This is a genomic window from Bremerella volcania (genome assembly GCF_007748115.1).
Classification (GTDB): Bacteria; Planctomycetota; Planctomycetia; order Pirellulales; family Pirellulaceae; genus Bremerella; species Bremerella volcania.
Window position 1 is genome coordinate 390,462 of record NZ_CP036289.1, and the last position, 24,004, is coordinate 414,465.

26 protein-coding genes are annotated in these 24,004 nt (G+C 56.7%); 17 read left to right on the forward strand and 9 right to left on the reverse strand.

Going from position 1 to position 24,004, the window contains the following annotated elements; all coding sequences use genetic code 11:
• Positions 1–170: 170 nt before the first annotated feature.
• The 3 genes from Pan97_RS01595 to Pan97_RS01605 all read left to right on the forward strand — a co-directional run bounded on the left by Pan97_RS01595 (position 171) and on the right by Pan97_RS01605 (position 2,053).
• Positions 171–479, forward strand: a complete 309-nt coding sequence (locus Pan97_RS01595; protein ID WP_144970124.1) for a hypothetical protein — start codon at positions 171–173, stop codon at positions 477–479.
• A gap of 93 nt (positions 480–572) precedes the next feature.
• The gene (locus Pan97_RS01600; protein WP_165698561.1) at positions 573–1,313 is read left to right on the forward strand and encodes a flagellar basal body L-ring protein FlgH; all 741 of its coding nucleotides are present in this window, start codon (positions 573–575) and stop codon (positions 1,311–1,313) included.
• 65 nt (positions 1,314–1,378) lie between these two features.
• Positions 1,379–2,053 carry a family 16 glycoside hydrolase gene (locus Pan97_RS01605; protein ID WP_144970128.1) on the forward strand — a complete coding sequence of 225 codons (675 nt, stop codon included), beginning with the start codon at positions 1,379–1,381 and terminating at the stop codon, positions 2,051–2,053.
• A 51-nt stretch (positions 2,054–2,104) separates the two neighbouring features.
• On the opposite strand, the gene Pan97_RS01610 is transcribed toward Pan97_RS01605, so the two are convergent.
• Both Pan97_RS01610 and Pan97_RS01615 read right to left on the reverse strand, forming a co-directional pair.
• Complete coding sequence (locus tag Pan97_RS01610) at positions 2,105–2,899, reverse strand: FRG domain-containing protein (protein ID WP_144970130.1); 795 nt, start codon at positions 2,897–2,899, stop codon at positions 2,105–2,107.
• Complete coding sequence (locus tag Pan97_RS01615; RefSeq protein WP_144970132.1) at positions 2,892–3,599, reverse strand: hypothetical protein; 708 nt, start codon at positions 3,597–3,599, stop codon at positions 2,892–2,894. The genes Pan97_RS01610 and Pan97_RS01615 overlap by 8 nt, the downstream gene beginning before the upstream one ends.
• A 316-nt stretch (positions 3,600–3,915) precedes the next feature.
• Here Pan97_RS01615 and Pan97_RS01620 point away from each other — a divergent pair, with 316 nt between their 5' ends.
• Entirely contained in the window at positions 3,916–5,043 is a 1,128-nt protein-coding gene (locus tag Pan97_RS01620; RefSeq protein ID WP_144970136.1) for an ISAs1 family transposase, read from the forward strand.
• A gap of 86 nt (positions 5,044–5,129) precedes the next feature.
• Positions 5,130–5,651, forward strand: coding sequence for a hypothetical protein (locus Pan97_RS01625; protein WP_144970138.1), 522 nt, complete (start codon positions 5,130–5,132; stop codon positions 5,649–5,651).
• A 10-nt stretch (positions 5,652–5,661) separates the two neighbouring features.
• Here the strand turns inward: Pan97_RS01625 and Pan97_RS01630 are convergent, their stop codons facing one another.
• Positions 5,662–6,177 (reverse strand): hypothetical protein, encoded by a 516-nt coding sequence (locus Pan97_RS01630; protein WP_144970140.1) that lies wholly within the window; start codon positions 6,175–6,177, stop codon positions 5,662–5,664.
• A 303-nt stretch (positions 6,178–6,480) separates the two neighbouring features.
• On the opposite strand from Pan97_RS01630, the gene Pan97_RS01635 reads away from it, so the two are divergent.
• Positions 6,481–7,962, forward strand: coding sequence for a WD40 repeat domain-containing protein (locus Pan97_RS01635; RefSeq protein WP_144970142.1), 1,482 nt, complete (start codon positions 6,481–6,483; stop codon positions 7,960–7,962).
• 62 nt (positions 7,963–8,024) lie between these two features.
• Here the strand turns inward: Pan97_RS01635 and epmA are convergent, their stop codons facing one another.
• The 3 genes from epmA to Pan97_RS01650 form a co-directional block, all read right to left on the reverse strand.
• On the reverse strand, positions 8,025–9,008 hold the full coding sequence (epmA, locus tag Pan97_RS01640) for an EF-P lysine aminoacylase EpmA (protein ID WP_144970144.1): 984 nt from the start codon (positions 9,006–9,008) through the stop codon (positions 8,025–8,027).
• Positions 9,009–9,153: 145 nt separating this feature from the next.
• On the reverse strand, positions 9,154–9,930 hold the full coding sequence (locus Pan97_RS01645) for an NRDE family protein (RefSeq protein ID WP_144978060.1): 777 nt from the start codon (positions 9,928–9,930) through the stop codon (positions 9,154–9,156).
• 369 nt (positions 9,931–10,299) lie between these two features.
• Entirely contained in the window at positions 10,300–10,506 is a 207-nt protein-coding gene (locus Pan97_RS01650; protein WP_144970146.1) for a hypothetical protein, read from the reverse strand.
• Between the two features lie 273 nt (positions 10,507–10,779).
• Between Pan97_RS01650 and Pan97_RS01655 the strand changes: the two genes are divergently transcribed.
• The 5 genes from Pan97_RS01655 (at position 10,780) to Pan97_RS01675 (ending at position 15,808) form a co-directional block, all read left to right on the forward strand.
• The gene (locus Pan97_RS01655; protein ID WP_144970148.1) at positions 10,780–11,139 is read left to right on the forward strand and encodes a DUF2750 domain-containing protein; all 360 of its coding nucleotides are present in this window, start codon (positions 10,780–10,782) and stop codon (positions 11,137–11,139) included.
• A 120-nt stretch (positions 11,140–11,259) separates the two neighbouring features.
• A complete protein-coding gene (locus Pan97_RS01660) occupies positions 11,260–12,321 on the forward strand; it encodes a beta-ketoacyl-ACP synthase III (protein WP_315861154.1) in 1,062 nt (353 codons plus the stop codon).
• A gap of 204 nt (positions 12,322–12,525) precedes the next feature.
• A complete protein-coding gene (gene pepF / locus Pan97_RS01665) occupies positions 12,526–14,355 on the forward strand; it encodes an oligoendopeptidase F (RefSeq protein WP_144970150.1) in 1,830 nt (609 codons plus the stop codon).
• A 10-nt stretch (positions 14,356–14,365) separates the two neighbouring features.
• Entirely contained in the window at positions 14,366–15,139 is a 774-nt protein-coding gene (locus Pan97_RS01670) for a hypothetical protein (protein ID WP_144970152.1), read from the forward strand.
• Positions 15,140–15,232: 93 nt separating this feature from the next.
• Positions 15,233–15,808, forward strand: coding sequence for a hypothetical protein (locus Pan97_RS01675; protein ID WP_144970154.1), 576 nt, complete (start codon positions 15,233–15,235; stop codon positions 15,806–15,808).
• A 223-nt stretch (positions 15,809–16,031) separates the two neighbouring features.
• On the opposite strand, the gene Pan97_RS01680 is transcribed toward Pan97_RS01675, so the two are convergent.
• Positions 16,032–16,625, reverse strand: a complete 594-nt coding sequence (locus Pan97_RS01680; protein ID WP_144970156.1) for a hypothetical protein — start codon at positions 16,623–16,625, stop codon at positions 16,032–16,034.
• Between the two features lie 222 nt (positions 16,626–16,847).
• On the opposite strand from Pan97_RS01680, the gene Pan97_RS01685 reads away from it, so the two are divergent.
• The 5 genes from Pan97_RS01685 to Pan97_RS01705 all read left to right on the forward strand — a co-directional run bounded on the left by Pan97_RS01685 (position 16,848) and on the right by Pan97_RS01705 (position 19,826).
• Positions 16,848–17,738 carry a M28 family peptidase gene (locus Pan97_RS01685; protein WP_144970158.1) on the forward strand — a complete coding sequence of 297 codons (891 nt, stop codon included), beginning with the start codon at positions 16,848–16,850 and terminating at the stop codon, positions 17,736–17,738.
• Positions 17,739–17,793: 55 nt separating this feature from the next.
• Positions 17,794–18,297, forward strand: coding sequence for a hypothetical protein (locus Pan97_RS01690; protein WP_144970160.1), 504 nt, complete (start codon positions 17,794–17,796; stop codon positions 18,295–18,297).
• 234 nt (positions 18,298–18,531) lie between these two features.
• Positions 18,532–18,789, forward strand: a complete 258-nt coding sequence (locus Pan97_RS01695; protein WP_144970163.1) for a hypothetical protein — start codon at positions 18,532–18,534, stop codon at positions 18,787–18,789.
• A 227-nt stretch (positions 18,790–19,016) separates the two neighbouring features.
• The gene (locus tag Pan97_RS01700; RefSeq protein WP_144970165.1) at positions 19,017–19,307 is read left to right on the forward strand and encodes a hypothetical protein; all 291 of its coding nucleotides are present in this window, start codon (positions 19,017–19,019) and stop codon (positions 19,305–19,307) included.
• Positions 19,308–19,583: 276 nt separating this feature from the next.
• The gene (locus tag Pan97_RS01705; protein WP_144970167.1) at positions 19,584–19,826 is read left to right on the forward strand and encodes a hypothetical protein; all 243 of its coding nucleotides are present in this window, start codon (positions 19,584–19,586) and stop codon (positions 19,824–19,826) included.
• Between the two features lie 67 nt (positions 19,827–19,893).
• Here Pan97_RS01705 and Pan97_RS01710 read toward each other — a convergent pair whose 3' ends face one another.
• Complete coding sequence (locus Pan97_RS01710) at positions 19,894–21,324, reverse strand: hypothetical protein (RefSeq protein WP_144970169.1); 1,431 nt, start codon at positions 21,322–21,324, stop codon at positions 19,894–19,896.
• A 116-nt stretch (positions 21,325–21,440) separates the two neighbouring features.
• Positions 21,441–22,469, reverse strand: coding sequence for a hypothetical protein (locus Pan97_RS01715; protein ID WP_144970171.1), 1,029 nt, complete (start codon positions 22,467–22,469; stop codon positions 21,441–21,443).
• A 222-nt stretch (positions 22,470–22,691) separates the two neighbouring features.
• On the opposite strand from Pan97_RS01715, the gene Pan97_RS01720 reads away from it, so the two are divergent.
• Positions 22,692–23,696 (forward strand): sugar phosphate isomerase/epimerase family protein, encoded by a 1,005-nt coding sequence (locus Pan97_RS01720; RefSeq protein WP_144970173.1) that lies wholly within the window; start codon positions 22,692–22,694, stop codon positions 23,694–23,696.
• Positions 23,697–24,004: the final 308 nt, after the last annotated feature.

Genomic DNA, 24,004 nt, shown 5'->3' on the forward strand with positions numbered 1-24,004 from the left:
ATGGCTATTTCGAGGGAAAACGGTCTGCCCATGGTGATTGGCAGCAGAATCCGTTATATTAGCTAAATTCAACCCATTGCGAGGGTAGGTCTCCTAGGTGAACTCGTCTTTTACTAGATTCTCGCCTTCGCAGGTAATTGGTCAACTTCCCACAACGGCAAGATTGCACTATGGCTCGAAAAGTCGCTAATCGTAAAGAGTTGCGCGCTCAAGTGGAGGCTGCCGAAGCCGCCGAAGCTCAAGACGAAGGAGCACCCAAGAAAAAAAAGGCGAAGCGCAAGTCCCGCAGCAAGAAAACCACCGAAGTCCGCATGAAGATGTTCTGGGGGGTTTTCAATCAATCGATGAAGCGGGTCGCTCTTTACGAGTTCGACCAGAAGGATGAAGCCGAAGCCAAGGCCGCCGATCTGAGCAAGTCAGGCAAACCGCCACACTTCGTTCAGAAGGTCAAAGAAACGATCGAAGAAACGATCGAGTAACGCCCCGCCACGCCCTATCCTTGGTGTGCCGTTTTCGTAGTTGCCTCGTCCTAGTACCAACAACTTACCTGTTTGAGTGCGGGAGTCCCCACGATGATGCTGCGAATGAGTCTCGTAACTTGCGCCGTACTTCTGCTTGCGGCGTTGGGATGCACCAGTGAACCCACACCACCCGCCCCTGCAGGCGGCGGTAGTGCCGCTTCACCAAAGCCGACCGGTGGGGCGGCGGCGCCGAAGGTTTCGCTGGCTCCGGCCGGCGAGGCGACTCCTCCGCTGGATGGTGGCCGCGTTCAGTCGAACATGCCCCAGGGATGGAAATTCCTGCCGCGCTCCAACGACTATCTTTTTGCGGCCTATTACGAAGACAAGGGAGGCATCCCTCGGCTTGTGCTGCGAGAATCCGACGCCGGCGGCCTGCCGGAAACGACCTCCGCTGACTCGGCGAAGCAACTGGTTGCCAAGATCACCGAGGAAGTCGGTGCCGACAAAGATGCCGCCATGACGGTGGTCAATATCGGCAACAACTGGTTCGTCCGCTACGAGAAGGCGATGAAGTTCCGCAGTCTCGCGGCCAGCGGGGTCTTTCTGGAAACGGTTCGCTCCGGCAAACGGTTTTCGATCGAGCTTCTGACCTACAGCGTCGACAAAGAAAAGTTCCTGCCAGGCCTCTATCGCTTTGCCGCCGATTTGAAGGTGGAAGCAACGGAAGAGCCGGAAGCTCCTAAGGAGGAAGTTGAGGCTCCGAGTGAGTCAACGGAACCGACAGAAGAAAAGCCCAGCGAGGCTTCCCCTGAGGATGTTCCTGCACCCGAAGCAGGTTCAAGCGAAGAGTAACGCATAGCCGGACGATTATTGCTCTCGCGCATCCCCTCCACTTCTTTTTTACGAGATCCCCGCCCATGCTCCGCTTGATTGTTTTCGCTGCCGTTGTCTGTTGTGTGGCTCCTGCATTTGGTGAAGCCCCGGCGGCTCCTGAGACCAGGCTATGTAAGCCTGGTAAATTGGTCGCATTTGAAAAGTTCGACAAGCCGAACGTCATGGTCGCCAAAGGGAAGGTCGAAGCTGGCCAGTGGCGCGATGGCCTGGGAGATTGGAAGACGGTTGACGGCGCCGCGTACGCGATTCAGGAAGCCCCCAGTGACCGGCGCCCCAACGGCCACGAGGCCGTGTGCGAATACGTGACTGACATGGGGGACTTCGTGCTGACCGCCGAGTTCAAAATGAAAGAGGCTCCGCAGGTTGCGTTCGTCTTTCGCGATACCAATCAACCGAACCTGCACCAAGGCCGCGTGATGATCAAGCCGGACGCGTTTTGGATTCAAAAGATGACCGGCATCTCGAAGGAAACCCGCCGGGAAGAGCTAAAGCGCGTCAAACACGACGTCGATCCCGACAAGTGGCACACGATCACCATCGAAGTGTGCGGCGATCGCATGCGAGCGGTGCTCGATGGCCAGGAAATCGAAGCCGCCCACCAGCGTTTTCTCGATCGCAAAGGGCGCATCGGGTTCGTTGCCCGCGGTGAAGGAGCCCTGTTCCGCAACGTGGCCATCTGGGAAGCGGCCGCGAAGTAAGCTTGCAAAGAATGTCCCGCCGCGCGAAAAGCTCCTCGCTTGGGTAAGTTCCTAGACAGCACGTACTTGCATTTCCATTCGGATGGAACGGGCGAGTCCATCAAGATCGCCATAGAGGCTCTTGCTGGTAATGTTCATCTTTCTTAGCAACGCAAATACGTTTTGGTACAAAGAATGGTCGATGCGTAGTTTTTCGATTGTTACGTTCTCGTATGCAGGCGACTCAACAACTGTCTCTATTTTCGACCCCCCGTTTCCAGACAAGATGAATGAACCTGCTTGGCGGTCGAGTCTTGTATTCATTTGCTTAGGTTCAGTAATCCAAAGAATATCGTAGGAAAAACGGTCGACTACATTCTCAAAAACTTGATCACGTTTGTTATGAAGCGTTTCCCTAGTCTCCGTAAACTGGCTGTCTTGTCGTTTTATTTCAGCGAGAGAGCTTTCCATAGTTGCTGTATAGTCGATCGCAAAGACAGAGAAGTCGTGCATACTATGTGGTGCGTAGCTCTCCAGTGCAAAGTACAACGCGACATAAGGACTCTCAGTAAAATCGACTAGTCGAGTCGGAACACCGTAGTGCTGCATTATAGAAAGCCAGGCAAGCTTGGAGTCTGGCTGAATATTCTCCTTGTCGTAGAGGTGAAACTTTGATTGGAAAAGCGAGATAGAGTAGTCCTCAAATTGCTTGGCTCTATCCTTGGACCAGTCCTTACCAATCGCACGCTCAAGCGCCGATTGGAGCTTCCAGTCGGCGTCGGCTTGTCCCCGGAATACGAAATGATTCGGAGATTCGTTAAGGCGATGGATTAGTGCTTCCATATTGTCGATGCGAATCTCATCCATCTTGTCGTACCTTGTCGTATGCGGATGTAAGTTCGTCAACGACATTTTCTGGATCGTGAGTCATCTCATCGAAACGGCGTTTGATAGGTTCTCCTCTTAAGCCAACTGTCTCTGGCGCTTGATTCCTCGTTCTTTTTACGCGAGCCGACGCCTTGTTGCCTGTTGCTGCAGTGCTTCTGGCTACTTCAGAAACGACGGATTTGTCCAAATCTTCACCGTCTATCTGCGCTTTGCCTTTGGCCGCATTGGCTTTAGCCGCGTAAACAGACAGCGGCTTCTGAAAGAACTCATCAGCATCAAATGGGTTAGGCCCTGTAAAGTGAGCCGTAAATCTAAGGACTCGATACGCCCGAGCGATAGTCCTTAGGAAGCCTTCTGGATCCGATATAGGAGATATTAGTACCTCAACATCAGTGTCCATCACAATTGCTGTGCGTCGTAGGACTTGCTGGAGTTTGGAAGCAATGCCTGTTGGTCGACGCGCAAGGCGATGATTGTGCGCGATCCCAAGAAATCCAATGGCGGTGTTAAACACTACGTGAGTATAAGGGCTAGTTTCAAAATCCTCTTCAACAAAATTGCCAGTGTCTTCATCGAATTTTGTATTCGTTGTTCTAGTTGTTCTTCCAAATGCAAAGTAGCCTTTGTCTTTTTCGAAGTTTTCAATATTGCCAATGTGCCAAGTGCGTCCTGCTCTCAACTCGGCGGAAGGTCGTTCGTGAATTGCGAGTGCGAAAATCTCTTAAGGCGTAAGGGAAGGTTGAAACAACGATTTTTGAGACGGCAAAATTATCTTTGCCCGAAAAAGACTATACTCAATGGTGGACATATTAGAATGAATTTATATCAAGATGGATATGCGATACAGCGGAAGTGTTGCTGGTGCATCCAGGTTAGGCATCAGCCACGGCGATTGCGCCATGATGGGTTATCTGCGACACTGAGGCAATGGCGGTCAGGCGATTTTGTGACGGAGGTTGTCGCGGCCTGATCCGGTGTTCTCAGGTGCCTTTCTCATGTCGTCACGTTCGCCTGTTTCCCTTCAAGAGTGCTTTGCCGATCTGACCGATCCGCGGACTCGCAAGGTGACTTATCCGTTAACGAATATCGTGACCATCGCGCTGTGTGCGGTGATGAGTGGGGCGGATGATTTTGTGGCTATCGCCGACTGGGCCGAGATGAAGAAGGAGTGGCTGGGTAAGTTCCTTGATTTGAGTTCCGGCATCCCTTCGCACGATCGCTTTAATGCGATCTTGGCTTCGCTGAATCCGGCTGAGTTTGAGAAGTGTTTGCTGACTTGGATCACCGCCTTACACGAAATCACCGACGGGCAGATCATCGCGATTGACGGCAAGACGCTGCGGCGGAGTTTCGACAAGGCCAGCAGCAAGGCGGCCATTCACATGGTCAGTGCCTGGGCGACTGCCAATCATGTGAGTCTCGGCCAGGTAGTAACCGACGCGAAGAGCAACGAGATCACCGCCATTCCCAAACTGCTTGAAATCGTCGAGGTTTCCGGCAGTTTAGTGACGATTGACGCTCAAGGTTGCCAACAGGACATCGCTCAGAAGATCGTCGACCAGGGAGCCGATTATTGCCTGGCCGTGAAGCGCAATCAGCCGACCCTCCACGATTCGATCGAAGATTTTTTTGTCGCGCAGCAGGAAAGCAATTTCAAGCGAGCCAAAGTACACCGTCACGAAACGCACGAGAAAGGGCATGGTCGCGAGGAGTCGCGTTCCTATTATATCTGCCCTGTGAACGACGAGATCATCACACGAGATCGTTGGTCGAACTTGAGGGCGATCGGGATGACGATCAATATCGTGAAGCAAGGCGGGAACGAGACGAGCGAGGTGCGATACTATATCCTGAGCAAGTACCTTTCCGGCAAGCGTTTCGCCGAGGCCGTTCGCGGTCATTGGGGCATTGAAAACAGCCTGCACTGGCAACTGGACGTGACGTTCGGTGAAGATCAATCTCGCATCCGCAAAGGGCACGCCGACGCCAACTTTAGCCTGCTACGAAGGACGAGCCTGAGCCTGCTGAAGAACAACAAGACAGCCAAGGTCGGCGTGAAGAACAAACGATTAAAATGCGGCTGGGGCGATGACTACCGCATGGAAGTCCTGCTGGGACGGTGAGTTATGGTGCAATCGCCGTGCCCGGCATACTCCAAGGACTCACTTATTTTAGCGTGTTGGCGATGATCGCAGCGGGGTTCACCTATATGAGTCGCATGATCATCTCGGCGTTTCGCCGCGAGTCGAGTCCGCGTCAGCGATTTACGATCTTCGGCTTGATGATCGTCACGGCGATTACCGCGGTCTGCCTGGTCGCCCTCAACCTTTTTCTGGGTTCAGAGAGTAGTCCTTCGGCCTTATTGGTCATCGTGATCTTGATCCTCGTGGGCTTTGCACTGACGGCCCAATGTGCCTCCGCGTGGTGCCGCACCAAGTGGGAAACGTTGGTGGTAGCCTTGGTGGCCTTGCTCGTGGCGATTCCCGCGGCGCTAGGCGTTCACGTGCTGCTTCACTACGTCAACAAGTCGCCGACGGAAGCCGGTGACGTCCTGATTCCCATCGGAACCATGGTCTTGTTCATGTGGATGCTCCTCTACCCGCTCTGGTTCGGCTTCTACGCATTGGGCTGGACCTTGATCGACCCCAGTTGGAAGTTAGGACCACGCCACGTCGCAGGCCCCAAGGTCGCTGCCCCCGAGGAAGAGTTCGACGTGCTGATGGAAGATTGACCCACCAGGCCTAATCCTCTTCATCATCGTCGTCGTATTCGACATGCCGCTCGCGCCAGTAGTCTTCGTTGGCCAGCACCTCTTCGATGATCGATGGCTGACCGAGCGCGGCAAGCTGCGGAACTTTATCGAGTTGATGTTCGGCGTAAACCCCCTCGACGTCGAACTCCTCGGCATCGACGGGAATCGCCCACCCGTCCAGGTAGACGTACTGCTGACCCTCTTCCAGGTCTTCAGTCATCTGCTTCATGAAGTCGATCCAAAGATCGATGTCTTCGTCGGTCGGTGGTTCGCTGTAGCGGGTATCGAGATCGAGATGGGCCAGCTCCTCCCACGTCAGATCACAGGGCGCGGCGACGGTAAACGTGTAGGCATGCCGACACTTCGGGCAAGCAAACAGCCACCCGCAGCCACACCAGGGGCAATCCATCTGGGCCGGTGCCGAGATCCAGCACGGCTCGCATTGGCAGTGAGAAACCAAATCATCGTTGGCCTTCTTGAGGAAGAGTCCGACCTTTTCACTCATCGATCGATCCTTGCTGTTGGGGGTGTTCTTCACGTATGGGTTTCGATGGCAAGTGGATCCCATCGGAAGATTTATTTCGGTGTACCCTACGCGGAAACGGGCAGCAAGCTTTTTTCTCTTCCCGGAAAAACATGAACCATTTACCAGCAATTTCGTTGAACAAAGTTTAGGGGAAAGAGATCAAACCTTCGTGAAAGTCTCTTCCCGCCCGATTTTCGCATTTCCCTCCCCCCGACGGCCATGCATAATCGAAAGTTGAATTCATTTCGGCCTGCTTTGCTTCGTTAGTTTCTTATGTCTCGAATGATTCGAACCCTTACGATTTTCTTCGTTCTGCTACTGCTTCCCGGGCGCTATGCACTCGCCCAGATGAGCGCCTCGCCGTGGATCATGTCCTCGGACATTAACATCCCCGCCGATCAACAAGCCCAAGTCACCATGGGACCGCCTGGCTGCCCGGTGATCGTGGTCAATCGTCAGGCCTGGCACATCAAATCGAAGAAGGTCGTGCAGACGATCCAGGATGGCTGGGAGATCGGCGACTACCGCTGCTTGAGCGCCAACGGCAAGTACTTCGCCGCGTTCGAAGGTGGCCATTTCGATCGCGGGAAAGACATCAACGTCTGGAATCTGGTGACCGGCGAGATCGTCGCCACGATCCCAGGCAAGTCGAGCAGCATCTACCCGGTGATGAAGATCATGTACAACCGCTATCTTTTGGCGGCCCCCGATACCGGCGAGCAACTGACGATCTGGGACTTGGAACAAAACAAGAAGACGCGCGACGTCTTCGTACGAACGCAAGACGTCAACGAAGGGCAGCTGACCGTTTCCCCCGACGGCAAGTACCTGGCACTGTGCGAAGGGGACAAGGTCTCGGTCATGACCCTGGCCGATGGCCGCTACGCCGGCAACCTGGCAGCCCCCCTGCGTGATCCGACCAGCAGCACCGGTTGGACCGTCGGTGCTCGCGACATCAAAGACCTCGAGTTCTCGCCCGATGGACAAGAGATGGCGGCGCTCTACAGCAGCTTCAGCAAGCAGCGACTGGTGGTTTGGAACGGCCAGGGGCAAATCACCCATGACATCCCGCTGAACATTCCATACGGCCGCTTGAACGCTTACAGCCTGTCGTGGCTGCCCGATCAAAAAGGATGGATCGTCGACGGCAACGTCATCGATCGCGAAACCAAGAAGATCACCGTTCAGTTCAAACGCCCCCGCAACGACAAAGACGAGATCGCCGTGCTCGACACGTACTTCCTGATGGGGCGTTTCGGAGAAGAGGCCGAATCGATCACCATGATCGGTCTTCCGTGGGAATCGATCGACAGTTCGCTGGAAGCCATGAACACGGTCGACAATGCGATCCTCGGCCCTGGCGTGAAGCTTTCGCTGTACGTCTACATGCGAGGCCAGCGCGGCGAGTCGATCGACAAAGCCAGGGCAGCCGTCGGCGATGCGATTGTCGCCCGCATGAAAGCCGACAAGATGCTCTACGCCGCCGACCAGGAGGTCTACTTCCGCTTCAACGCCGAGCCTGCCTCCCCCGAGCATCAGTACGGCCAGCTGAAACTGGAACTGCTGATGAAGGGCTCTGACGATCCGATCTGGGCTCATACGATCTCCTCGCGAGCCGCGACCGGCTTCCTGCAAGGTCTCGACAAGGGGGACATCTCCGACGCCGCGGCTTCGTCCGTCGTGCAGGAAATCAGCCAGGTACAGATCCCCTACTTCATGCCCCGCACGGCTGACTTCCTACCACTGCCTTTTGTGGTGCAGTAGCCATCTCTGGTCCCCTCTCCCCCGCTGACGGTGGAGAGAGGGGACAGGAAGAAGAGAGAGCTTCACGCCTGTCGTGTCGGAAACGGGATCACCTCGTCGATTGACTTCGCGCCGATGGCCGCCATCACCAGGCGATCGAGTCCCAACGCGCACCCACTGCATGCTGGCAGCCCGGCGCGCATGGCCTCGATCAGCTGGCTACTCTCCGGCAGCTGCGGTTTGCCCAGGGTCTGGCGAGCCGCGTTATTCGCCCGATTTCGCTCGACCAGGAGCTCGGCGTCTAGCAGTTCGTCGTAGCCATTGGCCAACTCCATCCCGTCGACCAGCAGTTCGAAACGACACGCTACCCTCGGATCGGCTTCGTCCAGCCGAGCCAGGGCCGCTTGCGAGGCGGGGTAGTGATACAAAATCACTGGCTGCTGGAAACCAAGCTTGGGCTGGATCAGCTCGGAAAGAAGTAGTTCCAACAAGCCGTCGACGTCGTCACTCATGAATGACGCCGGCACACTGACGTGGTGCTTTTCCGCGACGGCTCGAAGCTGCTGCGAGGTTGCCGTCAGCGGGTCGATGCTGAGGTGCGTTTGAAACAGCTTCGTGTAGCTGATCATCTCCGCTGGCCCACGCTGGAGGATCGCGACCGCCAAGTCGGAAAGCAGCCGCATCCCGGCCTGCAGGTCGTCACCGACGCGGTACCACTCGATCAGCGTGAACTCGACGTTATGCTGCGAGCCCGCCTCGGCCAGGCGAAACGCCTTGGTGATCTGAAAAATGGCCTCCGCTCCGGCCGCCACTAACCGCTTCATGGCGAACTCCGGCGAAGTCTGCAGGTAGTACGGCTCTCCTTCGCTTGGCCTGGCCGGATCCCAGGAGAGCGAAACCGGCACGGGATCGAGATGCGTATCGACGACTGTATCCCGCGAAAGCAACGGCGTCTCGACTTCCCAGAACCCCAGCGCGAGAAAAAAGGCCCGCACTGCCTGGGTGATCTCGTGCCGCCGTTTCAAATTGTCGATCGACGCCGAAGGACGCCAGGTTTCGTTGGCCATGAATCAGGAAGCAATCCGGGGTTAGCCTCTCTCTGGTCCCCCTCGCCCCCGCAGACGGTCGAGAGGGGGACCAGATGTTCATAAAAAAAAGAGCACATCACGGATGCAATGTGCTCTTTCGAGTGTTTTCAATTCGCGTCGCCGACTAGGCTTCGGCTCGGGAAGCTCGGGCTTCGCGGAGACCGCGGCTGAGGATGTCTCTGAGCAGCGGCGAGTAATCTTCGTAGCCAACCTTGGTCGGAGGGCCTTCGGTGTATTGGAAGATGGCGTCACGAGGCTTTTTGCCCAGCGAGATTAGCGTGCTGCTGACCGTACCCCATTCCTTCCCTTCGATCACCATGCCAGGACGACCTTGAGCCGCTGGCGGACGGGCAAAGACCTTGCTGGAAACGGCCAGGAACTTCACGGCCGAATCGAGCGTTTGCAGGGTCATCAGGCGATGAGCCAACTGAACGCGTTCGTCTCGCGAATCGTTCAGGTCGTGGCCGCCGATCAGGTTCAGGCCTTCTTCCAGACGCTGAGCGTTGACGTCGTCGCCGCCATGCACGACCCAACCGCTGTCGGCGTCAGCCATGACGAAGTTGACGCCGTCGTACTGCTCGGACATCAGCCCTTCCATCGCCACTTCCACGGCTGCCTGAGCACTGCTGGCCCTAAGCAGTTCGCGGCACAAAAGTCCCCGCGAACGAGGTACCGGTGGACGCTTCATCTTGCGGCGGTTGGTGCATCCGACAACGAGGCCGTGCTGATTGACGCCAAGCCAGGTTCCCCCAGCCTGCTGATCAATTCCGCACAACGCTCGCGGCTTCCCGGATTGAATCGAGGGAGCCAGCGTGGGACGATCGTAAAATTCTTCCCGATTAGCCGCGACAAGAATCGGAGCCTCAGGAACGCTTCGGTATTGGATTGCCAATAGGCACATATTGTTAAAGAGCGGGGCTAGAGGAACGAAAAAAGCAAGTGCCCTGGTCACGCCCCAAGGTCGATCTAATTCCCTTGAGTCTATTCTTTTTTCCCTATTCGGACACCCTTTAATGGGGGTCGAGTACCTAAATTTTTGTTAAAACAAGTTTCCCCGACGGTAGCTTGAAGGAAGTGTGAAACCAGGGACCAAAAAACGCCCGCTATCCCCACCTTTAAGGTACACCCTCAATCGGCGGGGGCTTGGTTCAACTTTCCGCAATCGGCAGCCCCATGCCCTAAAACCCCGCATAATCAGCCTTTTCGGCCTCGTAAACGCTTGCCACGGCTCCTGTTTATCCTCTCTTCGGTTCGCCATCCGCCGGGGTGCTTACCATGAGCAGAAGGTCGCCACGTGAGCGATCGAACGGGCCATATTGGGATTGCCAGAGCCGACTCGATCGTCGACGACAAGGTGGATATCGGCACCGCTGATTCGTCGGTCCTTCTCCTCGTCAGGACACCCCAGCCGACGCACCGGTTCAACCGTCATCGGCTGAGCCCAAGGAAAGCTTTCCAGGTGCGAATACCCAGCCAAGCGAACGCTTGTCGCCCATCGTGCGAAATCATTGCTGGTCCAGTCAGGATCCCCTTAAACCACCGACATGGGTGAAGCGGCGAAAAAATTTCGGTATGATTTGAGACAGGGAATTTGTTTTGGCCCGCTGAGAAGAGGTTAGCGGCGTGCCGAACCGACGAGAAAACGAAGCGGATTCGCATTGCAGATGCATGGTAAATCATCCGCGGCGCGCGTTCTCTTTTCTATCCTCTTTTCCATAGCTAATCGGAACAGTAATTCGGGAGTGGTGATATGTCCTCAGGCAAGTTTGCCGGAGCGGTCGACTTAAGCGGTCCTGATCGACTGCAAATGTTCATTCACAAGGTGAGCGATTCTCAAGAGATGTGGGGCCTGTACGTCGACGGCTGGGCCGAAGCAACCGACAAAGACGGCAAGAAGGGCTTGGTCGTCTGGCCCGATGAACCACATGCCCGCCTTTGCGCTACCGATAAATGGCGACTACACTCCCCTAAGATGATCAAACTCTCCAGCTTCAACGAACGCTGGGTCGATAAGCTCGTCCGCATGCGGCTGAAAGTGGCCGTCTTCCCTACCCCATTCGATGGGCCGGTCTTCGTCGATCCGGTGACCTTGCGAGCGGAACTTCTATAATTCCCTCCCAGGCGTTCTCGCAGATTCGCGTGTCTGGTAACTGAAATAGGCATGAGAACTTGGGGGATTTCTGGTACATTAATCGTTTTCCCGGACGAGCTTCCCTCACGAAACGAAAGCATGGCGACGGCGCAACCCAATTCCTCTCCCGGTAGTGAAACGACCTCTCCGCGCCCAGTTCCCTCGGGCCGCAGTCACCTGCGTTCATTGATGGGCTTTCAGGTCCTCGGTACCGGTAGCTACGTGCCTGAGAAGGTCATCCCGAACGAAGACCTCTCGTCGCTCGGGTGCGATCCCGAGTGGATCATCCAGCGGACCGGCATCCGTGAACGTCGTCACGCCCCGGAAAACATTGCCACCAGCGACATGGCCTATGAAAGCGCCATCGCGGCCATCAAGTCGGCCGGTATCGAGACCGACGAGATCGATCTGATCGTGGTCGGAACCTTCACGCCCGATTCGGCAACCCCATCGACCGCCTGCCGACTGCAGGAACGGCTGGGCATTCGCGCGGCGGCCATGGACGTCAGTGCGGCCTGTGCCGGCTTCCTGTACGCGATGATCACGGCGGCCCAGTTCATCAAAACGGGGACCAGCCGCCGGGCATTGGTCGTCGGTGCCGATCTGCTGTCGCGGATCTCGAACCCCGAAGACAAGAAGACCTATCCCCTGTTCGGCGACGGCGCCGGCGCCGTTATTCTGGGCCCGGCCAGTGACGATCACGGCATGCTTTCGTACACGCTGGGAAGCGAAGGAGACGGCGGTCCCCTCTTGTGCGTCCCAGGCGGCGGTTCTCGCGAGCCCCTTACCGAGCAAGGTCTGTCCGAAGGGAAGCAGTACCTCTACATGGATGGCCGCAGCGTCTTTAAGTGGGCGGTGCGTGTGATCGAAGATTCGATCCGCGACGTGCTGTACGACGCCCACCTCACGCCGGACGACGTCTCGCTCGTTCTGCTGCACCAGGCCAACGTCCGCATCATTGACGCGGCCTGCGAAAACCTCGGCTTCCCCCGCGAGAAGATGGTGGTCAACTTGGACCAATACGGCAACACGTCGGCTGGCAGTGTCCCGCTTGTGCTCGACGAAGCGATGCAAAAAGGGCTCATCCACCGCGGCGATAAAATCTTGCTGTGCGGCTTCGGTGCCGGACTGTCGTGGGGGACGACCGTCTTCCAGTGGTAGGTAACGGATCCACCGCAACCACCAATCGGGCATCATGGATGCCCTTTTTTTATGGTAATGCCTGACACGCTTTCTCTTGCTGAAAACTGAACACTGAAAACTTCTCCTCCCATCCGATCCCCAACCTAATCTTTCTCCATCCGCTATTACGCGTTACGATTGCCTTCGAGATTAGCGATTAGAGAAACCTGAGAAGGAACCAACATGGCCACGACTGCCAAAGCAGCTAAGAAGTCCGTCAAAAAGCTCCTCACGCGCGACGAGGTCGCCACCGACGATACCTGGGATTTGAGCAGCCTTTATCCCGACGACCAGGCCTGGGAGAAAGACTTCAAAAAGCTGGCCAAGAAAGAAGAAGGCTTCGACAAGTTTCGCGGCACGCTGGCTACTGGGGCAAAAGAACTGCTGGCCTGTCTTAAGTTCGACACCGAAGTCGACCGTCTGGGCGAGAAGCTCGGCATTTACGCATTCCTCAAAACGACCGAAGACCAGGCCAACGACGAAAACCAACGCCGCATGGCTCGCTTTCAGGCCGTGGCCAGCAAGCTCGGTCAGGCCGCCAGTTACATCGCGCCAGAGATCCAAGCCATTCCCGCCAAGCGTCTGCAGGAACTGATGGACGATCCGGTCCTCAAAGGCTACCGCCTGGTCTTGGAACGCATGACGCGTTACAAGAAGTACACTCTCGGCAAGAAGGAAGAACGCATCCTCGCCATGCAAAGCGAAATGGCCGGAGCCGCCGGCAAGGCGTTCCGCCAGCTGTTGGATGCCGACATGAAATTCGGCACCCTCAAAAACGAACATGGGGAAGAGCACGAACTGACCAACTCGACCCTGATGGAATTCCTTCTCTCGCCGGAACGCAAGATCCGCAAGAAGGCTTTCGAACAGTACTACCAACAGTTCGAAGGGCACGAAAACACCCTCGCCGCGACCCTTTCCGGCTCGATCCAGAAAGACGTCTACTATGCCAAGGTCCGCGGCTACGAAAGCGCTCGCGGCCAGGCCCTGTATGCCGATAACATTCCCGAGTCGGTTTACGATAACCTGATCGATTCGGTCCACCATCATCTGCCGGCAGTGCATCGCTACTTCGAGCTGCGGCGCCGCAAGATGAAACTGAAGGATATCCACCACTACGACACCTACGTGCCGATCTTGAACAACATCAAGAAAAAGCACACGTGGGACGAAGCGGTCGAACTGATCATGAACGCCATGATCCCGCTTGGCCCCGAATACTGCGACGTGCTGAAGGATGGCCTCACCAAGGCGCGCTGGTGCGACCGCTACCCCAACGCCGGCAAGCAAAGCGGTGCATTCAGCTGCGGCAGCTTCGACGCGGCTCCGTTCATTTTGATGAACTACAAAAAGGACGTGCTGGACGACGTGTTCACGCTGGCTCACGAGGCCGGGCACTCGATGCACAGCTACTACTCTTCCAAGAGCCAGCCGTACCAGTACTACAACTACGTGATCTTCGTCGCGGAAGTGGCCAGTACGTTCAACGAACAGCTGCTCAGCCAGCACCTGCAAGAGAACGCCGAAAACGACCTTGAGCGGGCCTACCTCATCAACCGCGACATCGACGCCATCCGCGGCACGATCATTCGCCAGACGATGTTCGCCGAGTTCGAGAAGATCACCCACGCGATGTGCGAAGCAGGCGAACCGCTCACGTCGAAGTCTTTCCAAGAGGTCTACCATGGCCTGTTGGAACGTTACTTCGGCCCGGAGTTCGTCATCGATCCGCAATTGAAACTGGAATGCCTCCGCATCCCGCACTTCTACCGCGCGTTCTACGTTTACAAGTACGCGACCGGCTTGTCGGCGGCGATCGCGTTGAGCATGCGCGTGCTCAACGGCGGCAAGAAGGAGTTGGATGACTATCTCTCCTTCCTCAAAGGGGGCTGCTCGAAGTACCCGCTGGATCTCTTGCGAGACGCCGGCGTCGATATGGAAAGCCCCAAACCGGTCGATATGGCGCTGAGTCATTTCGACAGCCTGGTCGATCAGTTGAACGATTTACTGTAAGGGGATCTCGTTGAAGAGCGTCCGCGAACAATTCGAACGAGAACTCACCGAGCGTGGTTACTCGTTTACGATCGATCCCGAATCAGGCTGTCACCTGGTAACCGTCGATGAAACCGAGCTGAAAGTCAGCCTTGAAAACCTGGAGCGTGAGCTGGCTGCTGGCATCGATGGCGATCGTGTGGCTCGGTTTGTCGATACGGTTCTCGCTTCGGTTGAAACCTTCGACGACGACTACGCGGCCGAGCGGCTTTACTGGTCGCTCGAGCCGAACGACTACGAGGAGAAAGCCGACTACTGCGAAGCCGTCAGCGACTCGGCGGATCGCGTGCTGGTCCATCTTTCCGCGTGCGGCACGATGATCACCTGGGTCACGCCGTCCATGCTGGAAACGCTGGGACTGTCCCTTGAGGACGCCGGCCGGCATGCATTTACCAACCTTGCCCGCGAAGTGGAAGCCGCGACGCTGGAAACGCAGGACGTTGACGGTGTACCGCTGGGTTACGTAGTGACCGAGCTCCCTTTCAAAGCGGCACTGATCCTGGCACCCAACCTGCGGCAAATGGTCGAAGAGCGGCTCGGCTGGCCGGTGATGGCGGTCGTGCCGGATCGCGACTTTCTTTACCTATGGGGTGCTCAGCATCAGGGTTTTGTCTCTCGGCTGGGCCCGGTTGTAGTTCGCGAATATACCCGCAGCCCTTACGCGATCTCGACCGAGGTTTATCGAATTGCTGACGACGGTGTGCGAGCCATTGGGGCATTCCCTGTGCCGGAAGAATCGTCTTAGTTAAGTTCCGTTTTCTCTGATTCCCAATTTCGATAGCTTTCTCTAACATCAATCGCTTGATCTCCATGATCTTGTGGGAAGGGAGTCGTCACCGTGAGCTTCGCTTATTCGTGGTTGGCTGTTTCGGGCAAATCGCCGGACGATACGCTTCGTGACTTGGGGCTGACACTGGGAAACACGTACGAAGGGTTCCCCAACGGCAACCTCTCAGGCATCATGCTTCCCACGGGCTGGTACCTGGTCGTCTCCGAGCGCTGCGACTACGCCAATACCCGCCGCTTGCGTCGGCTTTCCAAACGGTGCGAATTGGTGACATGTGCCGTCGAAGAGCATGTCATGTACGCCAGCACATCCGGTTGGAAGAACGGAAAACATGCCTGGGAAATCACCCACGACAGCCAGTCGGCCGCCGGCAGGCATCACCTGGATGCGACCGGCAAGTTGCCTCCGATGTTCGACGAGATCCGCACCTGGTACGCCGGTGAACAAGCGGCCATGGACCAGTCGAACCAACTGGTCGACTGCACCATGGAAGTCCCGATCGAAACGGCCCGGCGCATCACGGGGTTCTCGTTTCACGACACGCTACCCGGTGAAGGGAAAGACCTGTTCCATCATCTCGATCGTGACCCGACCGCGAAAAAGTGGTGGCAATTCTGGCGACGTTAAAGCGACTTTCTAAGGGCGCATGCGCAAGCACCCTCTCCGGTCCTCTCTCCACCGTCTGTGCACAGAGAGGGTCAGGGTGAGAGGGCATCTTGCGAGAGCGAAGCGCATGCACGATTGACGTTCGCGTTTGGTTCGGAACTTCTCGTTGGCGATGTTTGGCAAACGTCGTTTCACAAACTCTCACCCTAGTCATCTCCCTGCGAGGGAGAGGGGACAGGAATTTTTACGGCGGGCCGCGTTGTTGGGTTTTATTCGACGATTGCGAGCGCTCTTCGGGTGCCATGCTCACCTTTTCATGAGCATGCCTTCGCTCTGAGTGACACTCGCGGACGACGTGCGATTGCGTGGCTGCCGCTGGCGCATGCCCGCGCGGACGTGGGCATGGCATCGGTTGCTGTTTGAGCAACTTCTGCAACCGTTTGAGTTCGCTCCCCTGCCGATCAAGGACCTTCAGGTGGAAGCTTACCCAGGCCAGCGCGCGGTCTAATTCCTGGGAAGACGGCACGCCGAGTCCGTCGATCATTGTGCCGGTGAGGTCGCTACGGTCAGGCTGCTGCAAGCGTTTGGAGCGTGCAGGCCGCGATGGCGATTCTTGGATGAGTGTTTGCTGTTGGGGCGGCTTAAGATTCGCGGACTCAGGCGGAGAAAGCTCTTCCTGCGGCGAAGGATCGACCGCAATCACCAATTGCCCCACGACATCCGCCGGGACTTCGACCATCGTCCCGCAGGACGAACAGACGAAGTACTTGCCGGCGCGCACGACCACCTGGGGCTTAGTCGCGCCGCTTGGTTCAGGTTGGTCGTGGTTGGTGGTCATGGTTTTACTCGATGTGGTTGTGTGGCAATATTTGTCCGGTAATCCCGAATAGGCACAGATACTTTCTTCGCATTTCCTCGAAGGCGTGCCCATGGCACGAGAGAACCTTCGATTGGTCTGCGTGTCGTATATTCAATTTATGGGCAATGCGCTTCAGTGAGATAGTGCGCGCGGAAAATTTTTTTCGTCTTTGATTTCCGACCCACTCAAAGCGGCAGCAAGATGAACCACCAAGACAAAGATGCCCTGCAGCAGCGGCTGTTTAAGCACGTCGACTGCTTGGCTGGTCTGATTGGACCGCGCTGTTTTCAGCGGGCTGGCTCGATGGATGCCGCGATGGGTTACCTGCGTCAGCAGTGGTCGGAGATGGGGTACGCGATCACCGAGGAACCTTACAACGCAATGTCGGACGTCGCCACCAATTTCGTGGTCGAAACCCCGGGCACCAGCCGCGCCGAGGAGATCATCGTGCTGGGAGGCCATTACGACACGGTTCTGTCGACGCCTGGTGCCGACGACAATGCTTCCGCCGTGGCGGTACTGCTGGAGGTCAGTCGGCTGCTGAAAGACCATGTCGGCAAGCGAACGGCGCGGTACGTCGCGTTTGCCTGTGAAGAGCCCCCCTATTTCAACCTAGACGAAATGGGCAGCCAGCATCATGCGCGCACGGCAAGAGAGCGCGGCGACAAGATTGTCGGGATGCTGTGTCTGGAGATGGTGGGGTACTTTCAAGATGAGCCGGGTTCGCAGCCCTACCCCGAGGAAATCCCCAAGTGGCTGACCTGGCCGCTGCCCAGACGGGGCAACTTTCTAACGGCGCTGGGAAACCTGGCTTCGTGGAAGCTGGCGTATCAGTTTCACCGCGGCTTCCAACGCGGTTCGCGGTTGCCGCTGTGGACGTTGCCGCTGCCGGACAAGTTCGAATTCATCTTTTTGAGTGACAACCGCGCCTTTTGGGAACAAGGTTATCCGGCACTGATGCTGACCGATACGGCCTTCGTGCGGAACCCCAACTATCACCAGGCGAGCGATACGCCGGACACGCTCGACTACCGGCGCATGGCCGAAGTGGCCCTCGGCGTTGCATCTGCCATGAAGCGGCTTTTAAAATAGAGAACGCTTCGGCCAGTTAGTAAACCCAGGCAAGCTCGACAGGGGCGGCAATTTCGTGGATTCGACCGTTAAGTCCATCCAGCTGGAAACGGCTGGACTGGGGATCATTTTCTATTCTCCCCACAATGCTGCGCACATTGAACCGGGGGACGACTACTTAAGTGTCCACTATACGAACGTGCCGGACGTGCGACGGCACGTACGGGCCGGCTCGATCGTCGGCTTTTGCACCGGCACGCCAGGCACGTTTCGATTGCGCGTGCAGCGCGGCAAACCGGCGATGTGTGCCGAGCAACACGAGTTCAGCCTGACGCTTCCCTTCCGCTGTATCGGCGGAAAGGTTTGCTTTCGCGACCTTTACGACTTGATGGACTGGAACGTCGAATGCCCCGAACAGCAAACGTTGCTGCTGCGCGACGGCGCTTACAAGGTGATGGTTCGCTCGAACACGCCTCCGTCAGGCGTTCTGGGTGACAATCAGCTGATTGATTTCTACTTCCAACGAGTCGATGAACTGCCCGATATTCCGCACCGGGGCTCTCCCTATCTGTGCCCCTAGCCCCGCTTAACACCGGCAGTTGATCGCTTGCGAACCCATCGGTTTGCTACTGGCTGACGCCTATCGCGCAATTGATCGGCAAATGTTGGCGAGGGGACTTTCCTTGCCGCCAGTTGCGCCTAGTGTTGGTCTTAAGGAATTCACCTTACCCCAAGCATCGTCCGCCGGCCTGTTGGATGGACGCCGTGACGATGCCCTAGCACCCTTTTTTCATGCACCTACGGAGGGATTTTCATGGTCCGAGCGTTGCTTATGACCGTCGCGCTTTTGGTTGGTTTGTCGATGGTTTCGGTGAGCGAAGCAGGTTGGCGACATCGCCGTTGCGGCAATTACCACTATCGGGGATGTGCCACCACCTATCACGGAAGCTACTACCACGGCGGCTGTTACGACAACCCCTACTACGGTAGCTATTCAAGCGGCTGCTCCTCGTGCGGCGGAGCAAGTTATCATGCCCCCAGCACCGGCTGCGCCAGCGGAGTTTGCCGTTAAGCCGAACCACGAATCAGCATCATGAAGACACCGCGCCGGTCATGCATCGGCGCGGTGTCTTTCTTGATAAGCGACCGCCAACGCAGAATTGAGAACTTGTTGCTTCTCTCTCGAGTCGACGACGGTAACAATGACAAGGAGGGAGTTACCCACTGGTCTTCCTGGCTTCTCAGAGGAGTAAAGCCATGTTTCGTACGCTGCTGCTGGCCGCTGTTCTTATCGGCGGGATGATGTTCGTTTCCACCTCGCGGGCCGATGCTGGTGGTCGCCGTTATTATCGACCCTACGTCGCTAACTACGGCTACTACAACTACCCCGGCCGCGTCACCGCCTATTACGGCGGTCCCTACTACCGTAGTCACTATTACGGGCCAGCCTATGGCGCCCCGGGATACTACTACGGGCCGCGCTATTACTACCGACCTGTGTCGACCTATCGCTACTACGGCTATCCGGGTTACGGATACAGCTACGGTTATGGTTACGGACCCGGCGTGAGCTTCCGCGTTGGCTTCTAAAGCGGAACAATCACTTTGCCTCACTCAGGTGACGTTTGTCCTCGGACAGGCGTCACTTTTTCTTGCGCGGATCGCAGGACGAACTATTAGTTTTCCAAATGGTGGTCATTTTGAATCATTAGGGTACTAAATGTCCATTGCTTCACAACTTGAAATCCGGCTTCTTTTTCGCGAAACCAGGAAATTTCTCGGGTAATTCGATATAGTTCGAGCAGTTCTCGACAGAGCTATGCAGGGGAACGTTACCAGTTTTTACGAGTTCCTAAGGAGAATGAGATGATTCGCACGTTGATGCTGACGGCTGTTCTCGCTGCTACCATGATGCTTGCTTCTACGGCCCAAGCCGGCTGGGGGCGAGCGCCCCATTATCGAAATGTCAGCCAACACCCGCATGCCACAACCCATGACTACTACACCGGACGTTACATTTCGCCCTATCACGGCGGATATCGCGGCTTCGGTTTCGGCGGATATGGCTACGGCACCGGCTTTGGTCCTGACTTCCGAGCAGGAAGCTAAGCCTGACTGGTCGATTTCCTATTAAACTTCGCACCATGGGACTTTGCTCATGGTGCGTTCTCTTGCGCTAGGGGGTCGGTCGCACTGCTTGAACCGTGATGATGTTGCCTCCCTGGTCGATCACCTTGGCCTGGAGCCGAACCTCTTTCTTCCCGGCCTCCACTTTGAGTTCCAGCTTGCGCTGGTCTTCGTCTTCGGTTCCCTCTAGCTGCTCTCCGCCGACAACGCTTCCGCGGACGTCGTCGTAGTAGAGGACTGCCTTCACGCCGCGATCATCTTTGGCTTGGATGCTTACCTGGTAGACGTTCGGTTTGTCGGTTGGTTCAAGTTGAACTTCGAGTTGAGGTGCTGCGTTGTCAGTGAGGTCGACATCGGGATTCAGCAGCCGCGACGATGCCAGGATATTGGCATTGGCATCGGAGAAGCGTGCCCTGCCCGAGACCGGCGTCTTGGGGTTGAGGTTCTCCTTCATCTTCCGAAACCCATTGCCCATGATGTAGTGACGATCGTCGCGTTGATCGTGCGGCAAGCCTAACGCGTGTCCCACTTCATGAATCACGGCACCGAAGCCGTCCTCGATAAACTCGAACCGTGGCGAGTCAGGTCGGCCATTGCCCAGCGCCGTGCGTCCTTCGATCGGCGTGCGATCTTGAAAGAGCTTTTCCTGCTCGGCAACCGTGGTCGCGCAGAACATATCTTGCAAGACCCACGCCGAGAAGTTCGCCGTTCCCCCATCGGCCGAACGCCAGCCTCCCAAGGCGATGCCGCCGGGCCATTCAAATACGTGCGGGCCTTCGTCGTAAGTTTCGGCGAAGGTGATCACCAGGTGCGTCGACTCCGAGCCGATACTCCGCGGGATCTCAGGCTTCAGCTGTCGCAACTGAAAGTACGGATCGTAGTTGGGTGCGCCGTTGTAGTGCTTCGCCGGATGCTTTCCCCGCACTAGGTGCACGATCGGGGTGCCGCTTTCATCGGTTTGAAAGACGAGCCCGCGATCAGGCAGACCGCGACGCTTGAACTCGTACTTGTAGGTCTCATTCACGAAGTGCATCAACGTGTTGATCTTCTCGCGATAGCCTGGCTTCGGCTCGCGATCGGTCGGCACGAAGTAGATCAGGCGCACCTTGTGATCGATCGGCGAGATCTTGGCAAACTCGGGCAAACTGTCGGCCTTGGTCCAATCGCCGGTCACCCACCGCTGATAAGGGCGGCCGCCGACCGATAACTCGGCTTGCTTGGGCTTCAGCCGAATTTTGATCTGCCGCCCGCGATCGATGATCTCGACGCTGTCTTCCTTGCGCTGCAGCTCTTCGAAGCGAAGCGAGCTTCCCTTCGCGTCGACCTCTAACCATTTACCGCTGCCGCTATCGATGAAGTAGCTTTGGTTGTCCCCTTGCTTCTTCCACGCAGCAATCTCCGCGGCCGGTAGTCCCTCCACGCCAACAAACAACAACATGAGCAGCGGAAACAGAAACGCTTGGGGTAGTCGGCAAGTCATGAGCACACGCAACGAGAGAACAAGGAGGGAAGACCAGCGACCGAACTCCACTGCCAGCCGCACTTCTGCGTTATTTTATACACGCCGCCAAGCAAGCTGGCAACTTTTTCTGGCGATCAGCCTCGTTTAGCGGACGTAATCCACAGAAACGGTTTGCCCGCTTCGTCGACTTTCAGGTCGATCCCGAGAAATGCCTGGTAGAGGATGTGATCGAGAATCTTCTTGTAGAACGTCTTGTCTTTGGGAAAGCGAACGTCAACGTTGGTATCGATATTGTCCTGGGCGATCTTGTAGTGATCGAAGAAAATCGGCGTATTCAAACGGGGGCCGATCGCCCCGAGCGCTTTCTCAAGAGGCGTGCGATTGATTTCGACCTCGATGAATTGAAACAAAACCGGGCACGTATCGGCTGGACTTTGCTTGAGCGGTTGGCTGACCGGCCATCCATCGTCGCTGGCTGCCATGGGCAGCACATGCAGATTGACGGTGCCGCCGATCTCGCGTTTGGGAACGACGATCAAGCCGTGCGCACGAAGCAGGATCGCCATGGCCGTACCGGCGCAGTAGCCGTTGAGTTCGTCCTTCGCTTTGAGCAATTTTACCTGGGCAATCATCGCCGGAGAGGCACTGAAGTTCAGCCCGGTCAACTCGCGAACCGCCCCCAAGGTTTCGGCCAGCGGCTGGTCCTTCGTGCTAAAATCGAGCGGCTTGGAGAGCTTCGCCAGGACTTCATTGCGCTCGGCGCGCGTCATGCCGTCACTTTCCGGCTGACGCATCAGTTCGTCTTCGCCACCCACTTTGATGCGCTGAAACCACTGCGGCAGTTCACCCAGATTGCGCTTGGTGAAGCGTTTGCCATCGGGCATGTGCAGCGTTTGATCGCGTCCCAGGATGGCCGTCACGCGATACGATTGGCTACGCCCGAGATTGACTTCCTCGATCCCGACCTTCTCGCCATCGCGGCCCGTGCGCAGCTTGACCGAGTCGGCACCCTTGTCGTTGAGCAGACGAGTCCACTCTTGCAGAGCCGTAATCGACAGACCTTTCTCGGTGATCACCTCGAGCGTCACGCGATGATCGGCCCAGGCCGTCGCCGGAAACGCAAAGAGGATCAAGGTCGTTAATAGCGTGCGCAGTTGAGTCATGCCTGGCTCCGTTTCGGTTCTCGTTCACGACTCAATTGTAGCACTCGCCTGGCGCGCAGCCGGGGAATTGGCAGAATCGTTACCCTTGGAATTCCCTTACTGGCGGTGTCTAAGTGGTTGCAACGATCCAGGGGAAGGGACAAAATAACCGGTTCTGTGGTTTGCCACACTTTTTTATTGACATACCATCGACGCGTTTTTCACCCCTCAAAGGAGCACGGCATGGCCCGCGCAGTCACGATGTTCACCGGCCAGTGGGCCGATATGAAACTGGACGATTTGGCCAAGACCATGAAAGGTTTTGGTTTTGACGGTCTCGAATTGGCCTGCTGGGGGGACCACTTTGAAGTGGACCGCGCCGTCACCGAAGATGACTACTGCGACAAGAAACGCGAACAACTGGACAAGTACGATCTGGGGTGCTGGTCGATCAGCACGCATCTATGTGGCCAGGCCGTTTGCGACATCATCGACGAGCGTCACAAGGCGATCCTGCCTGACTCGGTTTGGGGGGACGGCGATCCGGCCGGTGTGAACGACCGCGCGGCGGAAGCGGTGAAAAACGCTGCCCGGGCAGCTCAGAAGTTTGGCGTGCCGGTCGTCAACGGTTTCACCGGCAGCAGCATCTGGCACCTGCTTTACAGCTTTCCGCCGGTTCCTCCGAAGATGATCGACGACGGCTTCAAGCTGTTCGCCGATCGCTGGAATCCGATCATGGACGTCTTCGGCGAATGCGGCATCAAGTTCGGCCTGGAAGTCCACCCGACCGAAATCGCGTTCGACATTTACAGCGCCGAGAAGGCCCTTGATGCGATCGGTCACCGCGAAGAGTTCGGCTTCAACTTCGACCCAAGCCATCTGCTGTGGCAAGGGATCGACCCGGTCGAATTCATTCGCTACTTCCCCGACCGCATCTACCACGTCCACATCAAGGACGCGATCACGACGCTCAACGGCCGTAGCGGCATTCTGGGCAGCCACATCGACTTCGGCGATCATCGCCGCGGTTGGAACTTCCGCAGCCCTGGCCACGGTGGCGTGAACTTTGAAGAAATCATCCGCGCCTTGAATGACATCAAGTACACCGGCCCGCTGAGCATCGAATGGGAAGACAGCGGCATGGATCGTCTGCATGGTGCGGAAGAATCGTGCGAGTTCGTCCGCAGCATCGACTTCGCCCCCAGCGACGTGGCGTTCGATTCTGCCTTCGACAAAGAAAAGCAGTAAGCAAGCGGAATCCTGGCGTATCTTGTCCCCTTCCCGTGCGAGGGGAGAGAGGGCTAGGGCTAATCCTCAAATCGCTACAAACCAAACAATCCGAGCCAGAAGCATAATCCGGCTCGGTTTTTTCATGCGCCGGGGCCAGAAGTTGGCAAGGAATCGGGATTGAGGTCACACTAGAGTGTTAGTGACTACCAGATCCTAGCCCTGGAAGTGCGACATGTATAATAGCCAGGGGCGTGAGCCCCTGGTACGAGATCTCCAAAAGCGAGTTCAGCCCCCAACGGGGCGACATAGCCTATGCCGCCCCGTTG

Bases quoted from the DNA above. Each gene is read 5' to 3' on its own strand.
- Pan97_RS01595 (WP_144970124.1), top strand. From the start codon at position 171: ATGGCTCGAAAAGTCGCTAATCGTAAAGAGTTGCGCGCTCAAGTGGAG.
- Pan97_RS01600 (WP_165698561.1), top strand. From the start codon at position 573: ATGATGCTGCGAATGAGTCTCGTAACTTGCGCCGTACTTCTGCTTGCG.
- Pan97_RS01605 (WP_144970128.1), top strand. From the start codon at position 1,379: ATGCTCCGCTTGATTGTTTTCGCTGCCGTTGTCTGTTGTGTGGCTCCT.
- Pan97_RS01610 (WP_144970130.1), bottom strand. From the start codon at position 2,899: ATGGATGAGATTCGCATCGACAATATGGAAGCACTAATCCATCGCCTT.
- Pan97_RS01620 (WP_144970136.1), top strand. From the start codon at position 3,916: ATGTCGTCACGTTCGCCTGTTTCCCTTCAAGAGTGCTTTGCCGATCTG.
- Pan97_RS01625 (WP_144970138.1), top strand. From the start codon at position 5,130: ATGAGTCGCATGATCATCTCGGCGTTTCGCCGCGAGTCGAGTCCGCGT.
- Pan97_RS01630 (WP_144970140.1), bottom strand. From the start codon at position 6,177: ATGAGTGAAAAGGTCGGACTCTTCCTCAAGAAGGCCAACGATGATTTG.
- Pan97_RS01635 (WP_144970142.1), top strand. From the start codon at position 6,481: ATGATTCGAACCCTTACGATTTTCTTCGTTCTGCTACTGCTTCCCGGG.
- epmA (WP_144970144.1), bottom strand. From the start codon at position 9,008: ATGGCCAACGAAACCTGGCGTCCTTCGGCGTCGATCGACAATTTGAAA.
- Pan97_RS01645 (WP_144978060.1), bottom strand. From the start codon at position 9,930: ATGTGCCTATTGGCAATCCAATACCGAAGCGTTCCTGAGGCTCCGATT.
- Pan97_RS01655 (WP_144970148.1), top strand. From the start codon at position 10,780: ATGTCCTCAGGCAAGTTTGCCGGAGCGGTCGACTTAAGCGGTCCTGAT.
- Pan97_RS01660 (WP_315861154.1), top strand. From the start codon at position 11,260: ATGGCGACGGCGCAACCCAATTCCTCTCCCGGTAGTGAAACGACCTCT.
- pepF (WP_144970150.1), top strand. From the start codon at position 12,526: ATGGCCACGACTGCCAAAGCAGCTAAGAAGTCCGTCAAAAAGCTCCTC.
- Pan97_RS01680 (WP_144970156.1), bottom strand. From the start codon at position 16,625: ATGACCACCAACCACGACCAACCTGAACCAAGCGGCGCGACTAAGCCC.
- Pan97_RS01685 (WP_144970158.1), top strand. From the start codon at position 16,848: ATGAACCACCAAGACAAAGATGCCCTGCAGCAGCGGCTGTTTAAGCAC.
- Pan97_RS01695 (WP_144970163.1), top strand. From the start codon at position 18,532: ATGGTCCGAGCGTTGCTTATGACCGTCGCGCTTTTGGTTGGTTTGTCG.
- Pan97_RS01700 (WP_144970165.1), top strand. From the start codon at position 19,017: ATGATGTTCGTTTCCACCTCGCGGGCCGATGCTGGTGGTCGCCGTTAT.
- Pan97_RS01705 (WP_144970167.1), top strand. From the start codon at position 19,584: ATGATTCGCACGTTGATGCTGACGGCTGTTCTCGCTGCTACCATGATG.
- Pan97_RS01710 (WP_144970169.1), bottom strand. From the start codon at position 21,324: ATGACTTGCCGACTACCCCAAGCGTTTCTGTTTCCGCTGCTCATGTTG.
- Pan97_RS01715 (WP_144970171.1), bottom strand. From the start codon at position 22,469: ATGACTCAACTGCGCACGCTATTAACGACCTTGATCCTCTTTGCGTTT.
- Pan97_RS01720 (WP_144970173.1), top strand. From the start codon at position 22,692: ATGGCCCGCGCAGTCACGATGTTCACCGGCCAGTGGGCCGATATGAAA.